General features: G+C 65.0%; 7 protein-coding genes. 3 read left to right on the top strand and 4 right to left on the bottom strand.

Translation table 11 applies throughout. From position 1 onward, the window contains the following. The first annotated feature begins 206 nt into the window (after positions 1-206). The 3 genes from rpoB to AC3WJD_RS13355 all read left to right on the top strand — a co-directional run bounded on the left by rpoB (position 207) and on the right by AC3WJD_RS13355 (position 9,800). The gene (gene rpoB, locus AC3WJD_RS13365) at positions 207-4,355 is read left to right on the top strand and encodes a DNA-directed RNA polymerase subunit beta (RefSeq protein WP_492747164.1); all 4,149 of its coding nucleotides are present in this window, start codon (positions 207-209) and stop codon (positions 4,353-4,355) included. Positions 4,356-4,529: 174 nt separating this feature from the next. Then, on the top strand, positions 4,530-8,783 hold the full coding sequence (gene rpoC, locus AC3WJD_RS13360; protein WP_492747163.1) for a DNA-directed RNA polymerase subunit beta': 4,254 nt from the start codon (positions 4,530-4,532) through the stop codon (positions 8,781-8,783). 180 nt (positions 8,784-8,963) lie between these two features. Beyond that, positions 8,964-9,800, top strand: a complete 837-nt coding sequence (locus AC3WJD_RS13355; RefSeq protein ID WP_492747162.1) for an outer membrane protein — start codon at positions 8,964-8,966, stop codon at positions 9,798-9,800. A gap of 53 nt (positions 9,801-9,853) precedes the next feature. Here the strand turns inward: AC3WJD_RS13355 and AC3WJD_RS13350 are convergent, their stop codons facing one another. The 4 genes from AC3WJD_RS13350 to AC3WJD_RS13335 are packed head-to-tail and all read right to left on the bottom strand — an operon-like array spanning position 9,854 to position 14,284. Then, a complete protein-coding gene (locus tag AC3WJD_RS13350; protein WP_492747161.1) occupies positions 9,854-10,612 on the bottom strand; it encodes a crotonase/enoyl-CoA hydratase family protein in 759 nt (252 codons plus the stop codon). Then, positions 10,609-12,231 carry an acyl-CoA dehydrogenase family protein gene (locus AC3WJD_RS13345; RefSeq protein WP_492747160.1) on the bottom strand — a complete coding sequence of 541 codons (1,623 nt, stop codon included), beginning with the start codon at positions 12,229-12,231 and terminating at the stop codon, positions 10,609-10,611. The genes AC3WJD_RS13350 and AC3WJD_RS13345 overlap by 4 nt, the downstream gene beginning before the upstream one ends. 2 nt (positions 12,232-12,233) lie before the next feature. Beyond that, positions 12,234-13,100: a crotonase/enoyl-CoA hydratase family protein gene (locus AC3WJD_RS13340; RefSeq protein ID WP_492747159.1), complete on the bottom strand. Its 867-nt coding sequence runs from the start codon at positions 13,098-13,100 to the stop codon at positions 12,234-12,236. Next, positions 13,097-14,284 carry a CaiB/BaiF CoA transferase family protein gene (locus tag AC3WJD_RS13335; protein ID WP_492747158.1) on the bottom strand — a complete coding sequence of 396 codons (1,188 nt, stop codon included), beginning with the start codon at positions 14,282-14,284 and terminating at the stop codon, positions 13,097-13,099. The genes AC3WJD_RS13340 and AC3WJD_RS13335 overlap by 4 nt, the downstream gene beginning before the upstream one ends. Positions 14,285-14,366: the final 82 nt, after the last annotated feature.

The following is a 14,366-nucleotide window of genomic DNA, read 5'->3' as shown; positions in this document are numbered from 1 at the left end:
CCCTTTGACATCCCGCCTCCCCCCTCCTATATCCGGCCCATCACCACAGCCGTTCGGGAAATGATGCGCCGTCGCGCAGTGCATCGGACGAATTGGGCGGTTGCGGTTCCACATGACGCTGAAAGCTGCGGTTTTCCGAAGAGGAGGCCTGCGGCTTTTCGGCGTTTTTGCGCGCCTATATTCTTGAATACGAGGCGAAAATTCACATGGCGACCAAGGCAGCACCGGCGACCGTCAAGAAGCGCATCCGGAAGGTCTTCGGCAACATCCACGAAGTGGTGCAGATGCCGAATCTGATCGAGGTTCAGCGCGAATCATACGAACAGTTCCTTCGTTCGGACCCCAAGACGGGTTATGTCTCGGGTCTTGAAAAGACGCTCCGCTCGGTGTTCCCCATCCGCGATTTCGCGGGCACCGCCGAACTCGACTTCGTGCACTATGAGCTCGAGGATCCCAAGTTCGACGTGGAAGAGTGCCGTCAGCGCGGCATCACCTACGCCGCCCCGATGCGCGTCACGCTGCGCCTGATCGTGTTCGAAGTGGACGCCGATACCGAGACCCGTTCGGTGCTCGATATCAAGGAGCAGGACGTCTACATGGGCGACATGCCGCTCATGACCGGGAACGGCACCTTCTTCATCAACGGCACCGAGCGCGTCATCGTGTCGCAGATGCACCGTTCGCCGGGTGTGCTGTTCGACCATGACCGCGGCAAGACCCACGCCTCGGGCAAGTATCTCTTCGCCGCGCGCGTCATCCCCTATCGCGGTTCGTGGCTCGACTTCGAGTTCGACGCCAAAGACATCGTCAACGTCCGTATCGACCGCAAGCGCAAGCTGCCGGTGACCGCGCTGCTCTATGCGCTCGGCCTGAACAGCGAGGAAATCCTCGGTCATTTCTACAACAAGGTCACCTTCGTGCGTGGCGAGAATGGCTGGGTCATCCCCTTCAACGCCGAGCAGTGGCGCGGCCAGAAGCCCGCGTTCGACGTCGTCGACGCCAAGTCGGGCGAGGTGATCTTCGCCGCGGGCCAGAAGATCAGCCCGCGCGCCGCCAACAAGGCGCACAAGGACGGGCTCGAGCAGCTTCTCATCCCGACCGAAGAGATTTTCGGCCGCTACAGCGCCTATGACCTGATCAACGACGCCACCGGCGAGATCTACATCGAGGCGGGCGACGAGGTTTCGCCCGACAATCTCGAAAAGCTCGACAAGGCGGGGATCGAACGGCTCGAGCTGCTCGATATCGATCACGTCAACACCGGTCCGTGGATCCGCAACACCCTCAAGGCCGACAAGGCCGAGGACCGCGACCACGCGCTCTCGGACATCTACCGCGTCATGCGCCCCGGCGAACCGCCGACGCGCGAGACCGCGGAAGCACTTTTCGCGGGCCTGTTCTTCGATCCCGAGCGCTATGACCTCTCGGCCGTCGGCCGCGTGAAGCTCAACATGCGCCTCGACCTCGATGCCGAGGACACCGTCACGACGCTTCGCACCGAAGACATCCTCGCGGTCGTCAAGACGCTGGTCGACCTGAAGGACGGCAAGGGCGAGATCGACGACATCGACAATCTCGGCAACCGTCGCGTCCGTTCGGTGGGCGAGCTGCTCGAGAACCAGTACCGCATCGGCCTGCTCCGCATGGAGCGCGCGGTGAAGGAGCGCATGAGCTCGGTCGACGTGTCGACCGTGATGCCCAACGACCTGATCAACGCGAAGCCAGCGGTCGCCGCGGTGCGCGAGTTCTTCGGTTCGTCGCAGCTCTCGCAGTTCATGGACCAGACCAACCCGCTCTCCGAAGTGACGCACAAGCGTCGCGTCTCGGCGCTCGGGCCGGGCGGCCTCACCCGCGAGCGCGCGGGCTTCGAGGTCCGCGACGTCCACCCGACGCACTATGGCCGTATCTGCCCGATCGAAACGCCCGAAGGGCCGAACATCGGTCTGATCAACTCGCTGGCCTCGTTCAGCCGCGTCAACAAGTACGGTTTCATCGAGACGCCGTACCGCAAGGTCGTCGACGGCAAGGTGACGAAGGACGTCGTCTATCTCTCCGCGATGGAAGAGGCCAAGCACACGATCGCGCAGGCCAACGCCGAACTGAACGCCGACGGCAGCTTCGCCGAGGATCTGATCTCCGCGCGTGAGGCGGGCGAGTTCCTGATGGCGCCGCGTGATCATATCACGCTGATGGACGTCAGCCCCAAGCAGCTCGTCTCGGTTGCGGCCTCTCTGATCCCGTTTCTCGAGAACGACGACGCGAACCGCGCGCTGATGGGCTCGAACATGCAGCGTCAGGCCGTGCCGCTGGTGAAGGCGGAAGCGCCCTTCGTCGGCACCGGCATGGAAGAGACCGTGGCGCGCGATTCGGGCGCCGCGATCGGCGCACGCCGTTCGGGCATCGTCGACCAGGTCGACGCGACCCGTATCGTGATCCGCGCAACCGGCGAAGTCGAGGCCGGCAAGTCGGGCGTCGACATCTACACGCTGATGAAGTTCCAGCGTTCGAACCAGAACACCTGCATCAACCAGCGTCCGCTGGTGAAGGTGGGCGATGTGGTGAACGAGGGCGACATCATCGCCGACGGTCCGTCGACCGAACTGGGCGAGCTCGCGCTCGGCCGCAACAGCCTCGTCGCGTTCATGCCCTGGAACGGCTACAATTATGAGGACTCGATCCTCATTTCCGAACGCATCGTGAAGGACGACGTCTTCACCTCGATCCATATCGAGGAGTTCGAGGTCATGGCCCGTGACACCAAGCTCGGGCCCGAGGACATCACGCGCGACATTCCGAACGTCGGCGAGGAAGCGCTGCGCAATCTCGACGAGGCGGGCATCGTCTATATCGGCGCCGAAGTGGAGCCGGGCGATATCCTGTGCGGCAAGATCACGCCCAAGGGTGAATCGCCGATGACGCCGGAGGAGAAGCTCCTCCGCGCGATCTTCGGTGAAAAGGCCTCGGACGTGCGCGACACGTCGCTCCGCCTGCCCCCGGGCGTTGCGGGCACGGTCGTCGAGGTCCGCGTGTTCAACCGCCACGGCATCGACAAGGACGAGCGCGCGATGGCGATTGAGCGCGAGGAGATCGAGCGTCTGCGCAAGGACGCCGACGACGAGCGCGCGATCCTCAACCGTGCGTCGTGGTCGCGCCTCAAGGACATGCTGCTCGGCCAGGTCGCGACTGCGGCCCCCAAGGGCATCAAGAAGGGCAGTGAGATCACCGAGGAGCTTCTCGGCGAGGTCGAGCGTCACGAATGGTGGAAGTTCGCGGTCCAGGAGGACAAGCGCCAGGCCGACCTCGAAGCTGTCAAGGCGCAGTATGACGAGGCGGTGAAGCTCATCAACGAGAAGTTCGAGGACCGTCGCGAGAAGCTCGAGCGCGGCGACGAGCTGCCCCCGGGCGTACTCAAGATGGTCAAGGTCTTCGTCGCGGTGAAGCGCAAGCTGCAGCCGGGTGACAAGATGGCGGGCCGTCACGGCAACAAGGGCGTCATCTCGCGCATCCTGCCGGCCGAAGACATGCCCTTCCTCGAGGACGGCACCCCCGTCGATCTCGTGCTCAACCCGCTGGGCGTGCCTTCGCGCATGAACGTCGGGCAGATCTTCGAAACGCATCTGGGCTGGGCCGCACGCGGTCTTGGTCGCCAGATCACCGAGGCTCTGGAAGCATGGCGCGAAGCCAATCCCGATCCCGAGGCTGGCCCGCCGCCGGCAGCGGTCGTGGAGCGGCTCAAGACGGTCTATGGCGAACAGTATCACGCCGAGATCGACGCACGTTCGACGGGCCAGATCGTCGAAATGGCGGGCCTGCTGAAGAACGGCGTGCCGATGGCGACGCCGGTGTTCGACGGCGCCCGCGAGGCGGACGTTGCGAACATGCTGGAGCTGGCGGGTCTTGACACCTCGGGCCAGGTCGAGCTGTTCGACGGTCGCACCGGTGACGCGTTCGACCGCAAGGTGACCGTGGGCTACATCTATATGCTGAAGCTCCACCACCTGGTCGACGACAAGATCCACGCGCGTTCGATCGGCCCCTACTCGCTTGTCACCCAGCAGCCGCTGGGCGGCAAGGCGCAGTTCGGTGGCCAGCGCTTCGGTGAGATGGAGGTGTGGGCGCTGCAGGCTTACGGTGCTGCGTACACGCTCCAGGAGATGCTGACGGTGAAGTCCGACGACGTTGTCGGCCGCACCAAGGTCTATGAGGCGATCGTCAAGGGTGACGACACCTTCGAGGCGGGCATCCCCGAGAGCTTCAACGTGCTCGTCAAGGAAATGCGCTCGCTCGGTCTCAATGTCGAACTGTCCTCGATCGTCGAAGAGGACGAGGGCGACATCGCCGAAGCCGCGGAGTGATTTGAACAATGAGCCCTCTCCCGCCTTCGCGGGAGAGGGTTGGGTGAGGGTCTTCTTCTTCCTTCTGCAGATTGAATTCGAAGGAAGAAGAAGACCCTCACCTCCCACCGGCTCCGCCGGCGGGTCCCTCCTCTCCCGCGAAAGCGGGAGAGGGTCAAAACGAGGGAACTGAGAATGAACGAACTGACCAATTTCGCCAATCCGCTGGCCAAGCCGGAGACCTTCGACCAGATCCAGATCGGGATCGCTTCCCCCGAGCGCATCCGCAGCTGGTCCTTCGGCGAGATCAAGAAGCCCGAGACGATCAACTACCGCACGTTCAAGCCCGAGCGTGACGGCCTGTTCTGCGCGCGTATCTTCGGCCCGATCAAGGATTACGAGTGCCTGTGCGGCAAGTACAAGCGCATGAAGTACAAGGGCATCGTCTGCGAGAAGTGCGGCGTCGAGGTGACCGTCTCCAAGGTCCGCCGCGAGCGCATGGGCCATATCGAGCTGGCCGCGCCAGTCGCGCACATCTGGTTCCTGAAGTCGCTGCCGTCGCGCATCGGCCTGCTGCTCGACATGCAGCTGAAGCAGCTCGAGCGCGTGCTGTACTTCGAAGCCTATATCGTTATCGAGCCCGGCCTGACCCCGCTTGAGAAGTTCCAGCTCCTCACCGAGGACGAACTGCTCGACGCGCAGGACGAATATGGCGAGGACGCCTTCACCGCCGGCATCGGCGCCGAGGCCGTTCGTCGCATGCTCGAGGAACTCGACCTCGAGGGCGAACGCAAGGATCTGCTCGAGGAACTGGCTGTCACCAAGTCCGAGCTGAAGCCCAAGAAGATCATCAAGCGCCTCAAGGTCGTCGAGAGCTTCCTTGAATCGGGCAACCGCCCGGAGTGGATGATCCTCGAGGTGATCCCGGTCATTCCGCCCGAACTGCGTCCGCTGGTGCCGCTCGACGGTGGCCGCTTCGCGACCTCGGACCTGAACGATCTCTATCGTCGCGTCATCAACCGTAACAACCGTCTCAAGAGGCTCATGGAGCTGCGCGCGCCGGACATCATCGTCCGCAACGAAAAGCGCATGCTGCAGGAAGCCGTTGACGCGCTGTTCGACAACGGCCGCCGCGGCCGCGTCATCACCGGCGCCAACAAGCGTCCGCTGAAGTCGCTGTCCGACATGCTCAAGGGCAAGCAGGGCCGCTTCCGCCAGAACCTGCTCGGCAAGCGCGTCGACTATTCGGGCCGTTCGGTGATCGTGACCGGTCCCGAGCTCAAGCTGCACCAGTGCGGCCTGCCCAAGAAGATGGCGCTCGAGCTGTTCAAGCCCTTCATCTATGCGCGCCTCGACGCCAAGGGTCTGTCGATGACCCTGAAGCAGGCCAAGAAGTGGGTCGAGAAGGAGCGCAAGGAAGTCTGGGACATCCTGGACGAAGTCATCCGCGAGCACCCGGTTCTGCTGAACCGCGCCCCGACGCTTCACCGTCTCGGCATCCAGGCATTCGAGCCCGTGCTGATCGAAGGCAAGGCGATCCAGCTTCACCCGCTGGTCTGCTCCGCGTTCAACGCGGACTTCGACGGCGACCAGATGGCCGTGCACGTCCCGCTGAGCCTCGAGGCCCAGCTGGAGGCGCGTGTGCTGATGATGTCGACCAACAACATCCTCTCGCCCGCGAACGGCAAGCCGATCATCGTCCCTTCGCAGGACATGGTCCTGGGGCTCTATTATCTGTCGATGCTGAAGGAAGGCGAGCCCGGCGAAGGCATGCTGCTTTCGGACATGGCCGAAGTGCACCAGGCGATCAACGCCGGCGCCGTGACGCTGCACACCAAGGTGATCAGCCGCGTTCCGCAGACCGACGAGGAAGGCAACACCTACCTCAAGCGTTTCGAGACGACGCCCGGCCGCATGCTGCTCGGCGAGACCCTCCCCAAGAGCCACAAGGTGCCCTTCGAGACGGTCAACCGCCTGCTCACCAAGAAGGACATCGGCGACGTCATCGACGAGGTCTATCGCCATACGGGCCAGAAGGAGACCGTGCTGTTCGCCGACGCGATCATGGCACTCGGTTTCCGTCACGCGTTCAAGGCGGGCATCTCGTTCGGCAAGGACGACATGATCATCCCGCAGGAAAAGGAGGATCTGGTCGAGGAGACGCGCTCGCTCGTGAAGGATTACGAGCAGCAGTACCAGGACGGCCTGATCACGCAGCAGGAAAAGTACAACAAGGTGATCGACGCGTGGTCGCGTTGCGGTGACCAGGTTGCTGCCGCGATGATGAAGGAAATCCAGGCGGTCAAGAAGGACGAGAACGGGCGCGAAAAGCCGATCAACGCGATCTACATGATGGCGCATTCGGGTGCTCGTGGTTCGGCGGCGCAGATCAAGCAGCTCGCTGGCATGCGTGGTCTGATGGCCAAGCCTTCGGGCGAGATCATCGAAACGCCGATCATCTCGAACTTCAAGGAGGGCCTGACCGTCCTTGAATACTTCAACTCGACCCACGGTGCCCGCAAGGGTCTGGCCGATACCGCGCTCAAGACCGCGAACTCGGGGTACCTGACCCGCCGTCTCGTCGACGTGTCGCAGGACTGCGTCGTCGTCGAGGAGGATTGCGGCACCAGCCGTGCGCTCGAGATGAAGGCGATCGTCCAGGGCGGTTCGACCATCGCGTCGCTCGGCGAACGCATCCTCGGCCGTACCACCGCGGAGGACATCGTCGACAGCAAGACCAACGAGGTCGCGATCCCCGAGGGCACGCTGCTCGACGAACCGATGATCGCGCAGATCGAGGCAATCGGCATCCAGTCGGTCAAGATCCGCAGCCCGCTGATCTGCGAGTCCAAGATGGGCGTTTGCGGCAAGTGCTACGGGCGCGACCTCGCCCGCGGTACGCCGGTCAACATCGGTGAGGCCGTCGGCGTCATCGCGGCGCAGTCGATCGGTGAGCCGGGCACGCAGCTGACGATGCGGACCTTCCACATCGGCGGTGCGGCGCAGCTCAACGAGCAGTCGAACCTCGAGGCGGTTTCGGACGGGTCGGTCGAGTATCGCGATCTCCGCGTGATCGTCGACAAGCGCGACCGCCGCGTCGTGCTGGCGCGTTCGGGCGAGCTGGCGATCATCGACAGCGAAGGCCGTGAGCGTGCGGTGCACCGTCTGCCCTATGGTGCCTATGTCCTCGTCGAGGACGGCGCCAAGGTGGCGAAGGGCGATCGTCTGGCCGAGTGGGATCCGTTCACCATGCCGGTGATCACCGAGAACCCAGGCGTCGTGAAGTATCAGGACCTGATCGACAGCAAGACGCTGACCGAGCAGACCGACGAAGCAACGGGCATCGCCCAGCGCGTCGTGATCGAATATCGTGCGCCCACGCGCTCGAAGGAAGATCTCCGTCCGCGCCTGACGCTGCTCGACGCCAATTCGGGCGAGGCGGGCCGCTACATGCTGACCCCGGGCACCACGCTCTCGGTCGAGGATGGGGCGGAAGTCCATGCCGGTGACGTGCTGGCACGCGCCAGCCGCGAGGCCGCCAAGACCCGCGACATCACGGGCGGTCTGCCGCGCGTGGCCGAGCTGTTCGAGGCGCGCAAGCCCAAGGAGAACGCGATCATCGCAAAGGTCTCGGGCCGCGTCGTCTTCGGCAAGGACTACAAGGCCAAGCGCAAGATCGGCATTCAGCCAGAGGACGGCGGCGAGGTCGTGGAGTATCTGATCCCGAAGTCGAAGGTGATCGACGTTCAGGAAGGCGACTACGTCAAGCGCGGCGACAACCTGATCGGCGGCTCGCCTGATCCGCACGACATTCTGGAAGTCCTCGGCATCGAGGCGCTTGCCGAATATCTCGTGTCGGAAATCCAGGAAGTCTATCGACTCCAGGGCGTGAAGATCAACGACAAGCACATCGAGACGATCGTTCGTCAGATGCTGCAGAAGGTCGAGATCACCGACGGCGGCGACACCACGCTGCTCGCGGGCGAGCAGGTCGATCGCGAGGAGATGGACGAGATCAACGAGAAGTTGCAGCCGGGCTTCCAGCCCGCGCAGGGCAAGCCCGTCCTGCTCGGCATCACCAAGGCGTCGCTGCAGACCCGCAGCTTCATCTCGGCGGCGTCGTTCCAGGAGACCACGCGCGTCCTTACCGAGGCTTCGGTCCAGGGCAAGAAGGACACGCTGATGGGCCTCAAGGAGAACGTGATCGTCGGCCGTCTCATCCCCGCCGGTACCGGTGCGGGCATGAACCGCCTGCGGGTCACCGCCTCAAGCCGCGATGCGGCGCTTCGTGCCTCGCAGCGCAGCTGGCAGGAAAGCCTGATCGCGCCCGCCTCGGCGGCCGAGGAGCATGCCGCCGAGCTGCGCCAGCCGGTTGAGGCCGACACGGGCGATGATCCGCTCGCGGTCGTCGTCGCCGACACCGATGGCGAGGACGGCGCCGAAATCTAAGGCGCTCGCACTCGAGCACACAATGAGCCCCGCGGAAGCAATTCCGCGGGGCTTTTTGTTGCAGCATCAGCACATTCAGCCTCCGTTCAGCCCCCGAACGCCTTTTTCGCGCGCACACGGGCGGCCCCGCGCGGCAGTCAGCCGCTACCGCCCGTCTGTTCGTAAAAGGGGTCTTCCACCATGAAATCCGTTTCCCGTTTCGCGGCCGCTCTCGTCTTGTCGAGCATCGCCGCATTCCCAGCCCTCGCCCAGAACAACCAGCAGGAGGTCTGGACAGGCCCCTATGTCGGACTTCAGGCGGGTGCCCGCTATGCCAGCGGAACATCGAACGAAACGCTCGTCTTCGACAAGGATCTCGACGGCCAGTTCGACGACATGATCGCGACCAGCGCCGCGCCCACGGTCGACCTGTTCAAGCCCGGCTATTGCAATGGCCGCGCGGCGGCGGACAACGTCAACGGCGGCTGCTTCAAGGACAAGGACAAGTTCGATATCGCCGCACATGCCGGCTACGACAAGCAGTTCGGCAATATAGTGCTCGGGTTCGTCGCCGAATACCGCTATCCCAAGCTGACCGACAGCATCTCAGGATTCACCAGCACGCCCGATGCCTATGTCTTCCGCCGCACGCTCCAGCACGAGGTTGGTCTGCGCGCGCGTGCGGGCGTCGCCGCGCGCAACGCGCTGTTCTATGTCACGGGCGGCGGTGCCTGGGGCAAGTTCAAGAGCGACTTCTTCACGAGCAACGACGACAACAAGTTCGTGGGCAGCGGGAAATCGGGCGCCTGGGGCTGGAAGGCCGGCGCAGGGGTCGAGCAGAAGCTGAACCCCTATATGTCGCTGGGCGTGCAGTATCTCTACACCAAGCTCAGCCCCAAGGATTTCACGGTTCGCGCCTCGGGCGGCACCGCGGGCAACCCCTTCATCCTCGCCAACGCACAAGGCACCGACATTCGCCGCTCGGGCACCGATTTCTCGAGCTCGACCTTCGCCGCCACGATCAACTGGCGCTTCTGACAAGATCGCAAGGGCCGGCCGCAAAGGCCGGCCCTTGTTGACCAGCGGCACCCTCAGCCGAACGTGCCGCCGCGCCCCTCCCCATCGGCGAACCTCTTGGCTCCAACCGCTGCTTCGGCGCGCAGCGGCTTTTCGCCTTCGCGGCCTTCGAAGCGCAAAGCGTCCGCTAGATCGAAATCCCATTGCCGAAACGCCGACATGCGGTCGGTGCGCATGCACAGTGCGGGGAAGTGGGCGATCTCCGCAGCGAGGCGCTGCGCCTCCGCCAGCGCGCGACCCTCGGGCACCAGGCGGTTTGCAAGCCCAATTGCAAGCGCTTCGGTGGCGTCGACGGGCCGGCCCGTCAGGATCATGTCGAGCGCGCGCCCCTGTCCTATGATCCGGGGAAGCCGGACCGTACCACCATCGATCAGCGGCACGCCCCAGCGGCGGCAGAACACGCCAAAGATCGCGCTTTCGGAAGCGACGCGCAGATCGCACCACAGTGCGAGTTCCAGCCCGCCCGCGACTGCATAGCCCTCGACCGCGGCGATGACGGGCTTGGACAGCAGCATCCGCGTCGGCCCCATCGGACCCTCACCCTCGGGCTCGTAGCGGCGCTCGCCCTGCCCCACCGCCTTCAGGTCGAAGCCGGCGCAGAAATGGTCGCCTGCACCGGTGAGGATGGCGACGGCGGCGCTCTCGTCAGCCTCGAAATCGGCAAAGGCGGAGCGCAGCGCGATCGCGGTGTCGGGGTCGACCGCGTTGCGGCAGTGGGGACGATCGATGGTGACGGCGCGGACGGGGCCGTCATTTGTGACGAGAACGGTCATGGCACGGGCCTCGCGCGTTCGAGGATGGCACGGGTGTCGATGGCAGCGTCGAAGGCGCCATAAGCGCTCCCGCGCGGTTTGAGGCGCAATTCGCAGAATGCCTCGGCGAGGGGATTGTCCCAGCCGAGCAGCACCGCAGCCTGCGCGGCGAGCGCGAGCCGTTCGACGAGCAGCCGTGCGGTCCCCTCCTGCGCCGCTTTTAGATCGATCGCGTCAATCCAGGCATCATAGGCCGCGTTGCGGCCGCGCTGCGCCGCGAGGAAGCCATGGAGCGCATCGACTCCCTCGGGCTCGCGGGCAATCGCGCGGAGCACGTCAAGGGCGATGACATTGCCCGACCCTTCCCAGATCGCGTTGAGCGGCGACTGGCGGAAGAGCCGCGGCATCGGCCCCGCCTCGATATAGCCAGCGCCGCCATGGCACTCCATCGCCTCGTAAACGAAGCCCGGCGCGCGCTTGCACACCTGGTATTTGGCGATCGGGGTCAACAATCGCGCGAGCGCGTCATCGGCGTCGAATGTCTGCGCAAGCCGGAAGCCCATTGTGATCGCGGCCTCGCTCTCGATCGCAAGATCGGCGAGCACCGCGGCCATGGCGGGCTGATCGATCAACCGCCGCTGGAAGGCCGAGCGATGCGCGGTGTGCCACAGCGCCTGCGCAAGCGCACCGCGCATCTGCTGCGCCGAGCCGACGACGCAATCGAGCCGCGTATGCTGGACCATCCGGATGATCGTGGCGACGCCGCGCCCCTCGGTCCCGAGGCGCTGCGCCAGCGCGCCATGATACTCGATCTCGGACGACGCGTTGGAACGATCGCCCATCTTGTCCTTGAGGCGCATGACACGGAAGCCCGCATTGCGTGTGCCGTCGGGCAACCAGCGCGGGACGAGGAAGCAGGTAAGCCCGCCGTCGGTATAGGCGAGCGTCAGGAATGCGTCGCACATCGGCGCGGAGCAGAACCATTTGTGACCGGTGAGCCGATACCAGCCTTCCTCACCCACCCGTTCGGCGCGCGTGGTGTTGGCGCGAACGTCGGAGCCGCCCTGCTTTTCGGTCATCGCCATGCCGATGGTGACGCCCGCCTTTTCCGCGGCCGGGCGGAAGGCAGGGTCGTAGCGGCCGGCGGTGATGCGCGGCACCCATTCGCGCGCGACTTCCGGTTCGGCCTCAAGCGCGGGGACCGCGGCGTAGGTCATCGTCATCGGGCAGCTCGTGCCCGAATCCGCCTGCCCCGTCAGGAACAGGACCGCGGCGTGCGCGACATGACCCGCGGGCGTGCCATCCCACGCGACCGATGCGAAGCCGTTTTCGAGGCCAAGCCGCATCAGCTCGTGATAGGCAGGATGAAAACGCACCTCGTCGATGCGCTGGCCATAGCGGTCGAAACTATCGAGCACGGGGATGTTGCGACTGGCCTCGACACCCCAGTCGATCACCTCGGCCGAACCCGCGCGCGCGCCCAGCGCCGCTAGTCTTTCGGCGTGCTGCGCACCGCCCGCCCGCACAACGGCGTCGGTGAGAGCGCGGTCGCCCGTAAAGAGGTTCACATCCTCGAACGGCGGGGGCTGGTTGAGCACCTCATGCGTGTCGAGCGCGGTGATCGGTCGGATGCTGGTCATGATCAGTCCTCCGCCGGCAGTCGCTTGGAGACCTGGCTCGCGATCGGATCGCCGCTGTCGCGCTCGGCCACCGCCTGCTTGAAACCCACCTCCTGCGCGCGCTCGCGGAACCAGATGCCCTCGGGTGAATGCCGCGCGACACCGTCGAAGAAGGTCGCGAACATCTGCGTGTTGTTGAGGCCCATATTGTCATAGGCCTGGTTGACGACGGTCTTGGTCATCATCAGCTGGTTGCGCGGAACCCCGCGCAGTCGCCCCGCAAGACGCTCGACCGCATCGTCGAGTTCGGCCTCGGGCACCGCCTCGAGCGCGAGCCCGATCCGGACCGCCTCACGCCCGTCGATCAGGTCGCCCGTCATCATCATCCGCTTGGCCATTTGCGGTCCCAGCCGATAGACCCACATCGCGGGTGTCGGCACGCCCCAGACGCGCGCGGGCGGATAGCCGATGCGCGCATCCTCGGCCATGATCAGGAAGTCGCAGCACAGCGCGATGTCCGATCCGCCGGCGACCGCGGCGCCATGAACGCGTGCGATCGTCGGCTTGGTCGCGCGCCACAACGCCATGAAATCCTGCGTGTTGCGCCACATCATCTGGAAATCGAGCGTCGGATCCCATGGCATATCCTGCGATCCGGCGATCTCGCCCTTGCGCTCGGCATAGTGTTTGAGGTCGTAGCCGCCACAGAAGCCCGGCCCCGCACCGCGCACGACGATGACATGGACCTCGGGATCGGCCTCCGCCATTTCGACCGCGGCGCGGATCTCGCGCGGCATGCCATGCGCGATCGCGTTGAAATGTTCGGGGCGGTTGAGCGTGATCGTCGCTGTCCGGTTCGCGACTTCGTAAGCAAGCGTCTGGAAGGTCATCGAACTGTCTCCTGTGGCGCGTGCGCCGCGCCCGTGCTGAACGCCGTGGCGATCTCGCTTTCGCTGAGCCCCGCCTGCGCGAGGACCGCATGGCTGTGTTCCCCCACACGCGGAGCATGCTCATCGAGTCCTCGACGCGCGCCGTCGAAGCGCGCGACGGGCCGCGCGCGCCGCACAGCACCCGCGTGCGGATGATCGGTCAGCGCAATGAAATCGTCATGGGCAAGCTGGGTATGGCCCGGGAGCGCGGTCGAGGGATTGGCGACACCGCATGGAACCCCCGCATCGTTCAGCCGCGCGACCGCTTCGGCTGTGCTCATCGCGGCGAGCCGCGGCGCGCAGAAGGCGCGCAGGTCATTCCAGTTGAGGAATCGCCGGGTCATGTCGGCATAGCGCGGATCGTCGAGCAGTTCGGGGGCGTCGACCGCCCTGGTCCAGCCCTCGAACTCGGCTTGGGAGAGCATGACCACGACGATCCAGCCGTCCGCGGTCGCCCATGGGCGATAGACCGAGGCAATGTTGGGCATGCGCGATGCGGTGCCGGGAAAAACCTGATCGCCGTGAAGATCGATCCAGCCATAGGCGACCGCGGCCTCGAGCATCGAGATGTCGACCACCGTACCCTTGCCGCTGCGTTCGCGCGCGACAAGCGCCGCGCCCACCGCTTGCGCCGCGTAGAGTCCCGCATTCTTGTCGCAAATCCACTGCGGGGCGAGCACGGGGCCGTCCTCACCCCAGCTCACCATCCCCGATTCAGCCTGGACGATCGGGTCATAGGCGCGCCCGTCGCACATCGGACCGTCCTGCCCGAAGCCGGTGATCCGCGCGATCACGAGGTCGGGGCGCAGCGCGTGCAGCGCGGGGACGTCGCATCCCAGTCGCTCCATCACGCCGGGACGGAAATTGTGGATGAGCACATCGGCGTGGGGGATCAGCCGCTTGAGCAACGCGCGCCCGGCCTCGCTCGCAAGATCGAGCCCCACCGATTGTTTGCCTGCGTTGAGCGCGACATGCGCCGAGCTGAAGCCGGGCGCCGCGACCGCGCCCAGCATTCGTGCGCGATCGCCCTCGCGCGGTTCCACTTTCCAGACGCGCGCGCCCTGCTCGGCCATGATCTGCGTCGCCAGCGGCCCCGCGACGACGCTCGTCAGGTCGATTATGGTGATGCCTTCCAGCGGCAGCATCTTCCCTCTCCATGATTATTTGTTACACATGATGTCGGCTATGGACGCGGAGCGCAACAGGTTAATGCCGCCGGGTGGCGAA

It is taken from the genome of Sphingobium sp. FW306-1B-F04DB, assembly GCF_058781925.1.
The sequence above is the reverse complement of the archived record's forward strand: the minus strand, read 5'-3'. Positions and strand labels throughout refer to the sequence as shown.

Coding starts and splice junctions, on each gene's coding strand:
- AC3WJD_RS13340 (WP_492747159.1), bottom strand. CDS start 13,100: ATGACCTTCCAGACGCTTGCTTACGAAGTCGCGAACCGGACAGCGACG.
- rpoB (WP_492747164.1), top strand. CDS start 207: ATGGCGACCAAGGCAGCACCGGCGACCGTCAAGAAGCGCATCCGGAAG.
- AC3WJD_RS13350 (WP_492747161.1), bottom strand. CDS start 10,612: ATGACCGTTCTCGTCACAAATGACGGCCCCGTCCGCGCCGTCACCATC.
- AC3WJD_RS13335 (WP_492747158.1), bottom strand. CDS start 14,284: ATGCTGCCGCTGGAAGGCATCACCATAATCGACCTGACGAGCGTCGTC.
- AC3WJD_RS13345 (WP_492747160.1), bottom strand. CDS start 12,231: ATGACCAGCATCCGACCGATCACCGCGCTCGACACGCATGAGGTGCTC.
- rpoC (WP_492747163.1), top strand. CDS start 4,530: ATGAACGAACTGACCAATTTCGCCAATCCGCTGGCCAAGCCGGAGACC.
- AC3WJD_RS13355 (WP_492747162.1), top strand. CDS start 8,964: ATGAAATCCGTTTCCCGTTTCGCGGCCGCTCTCGTCTTGTCGAGCATC.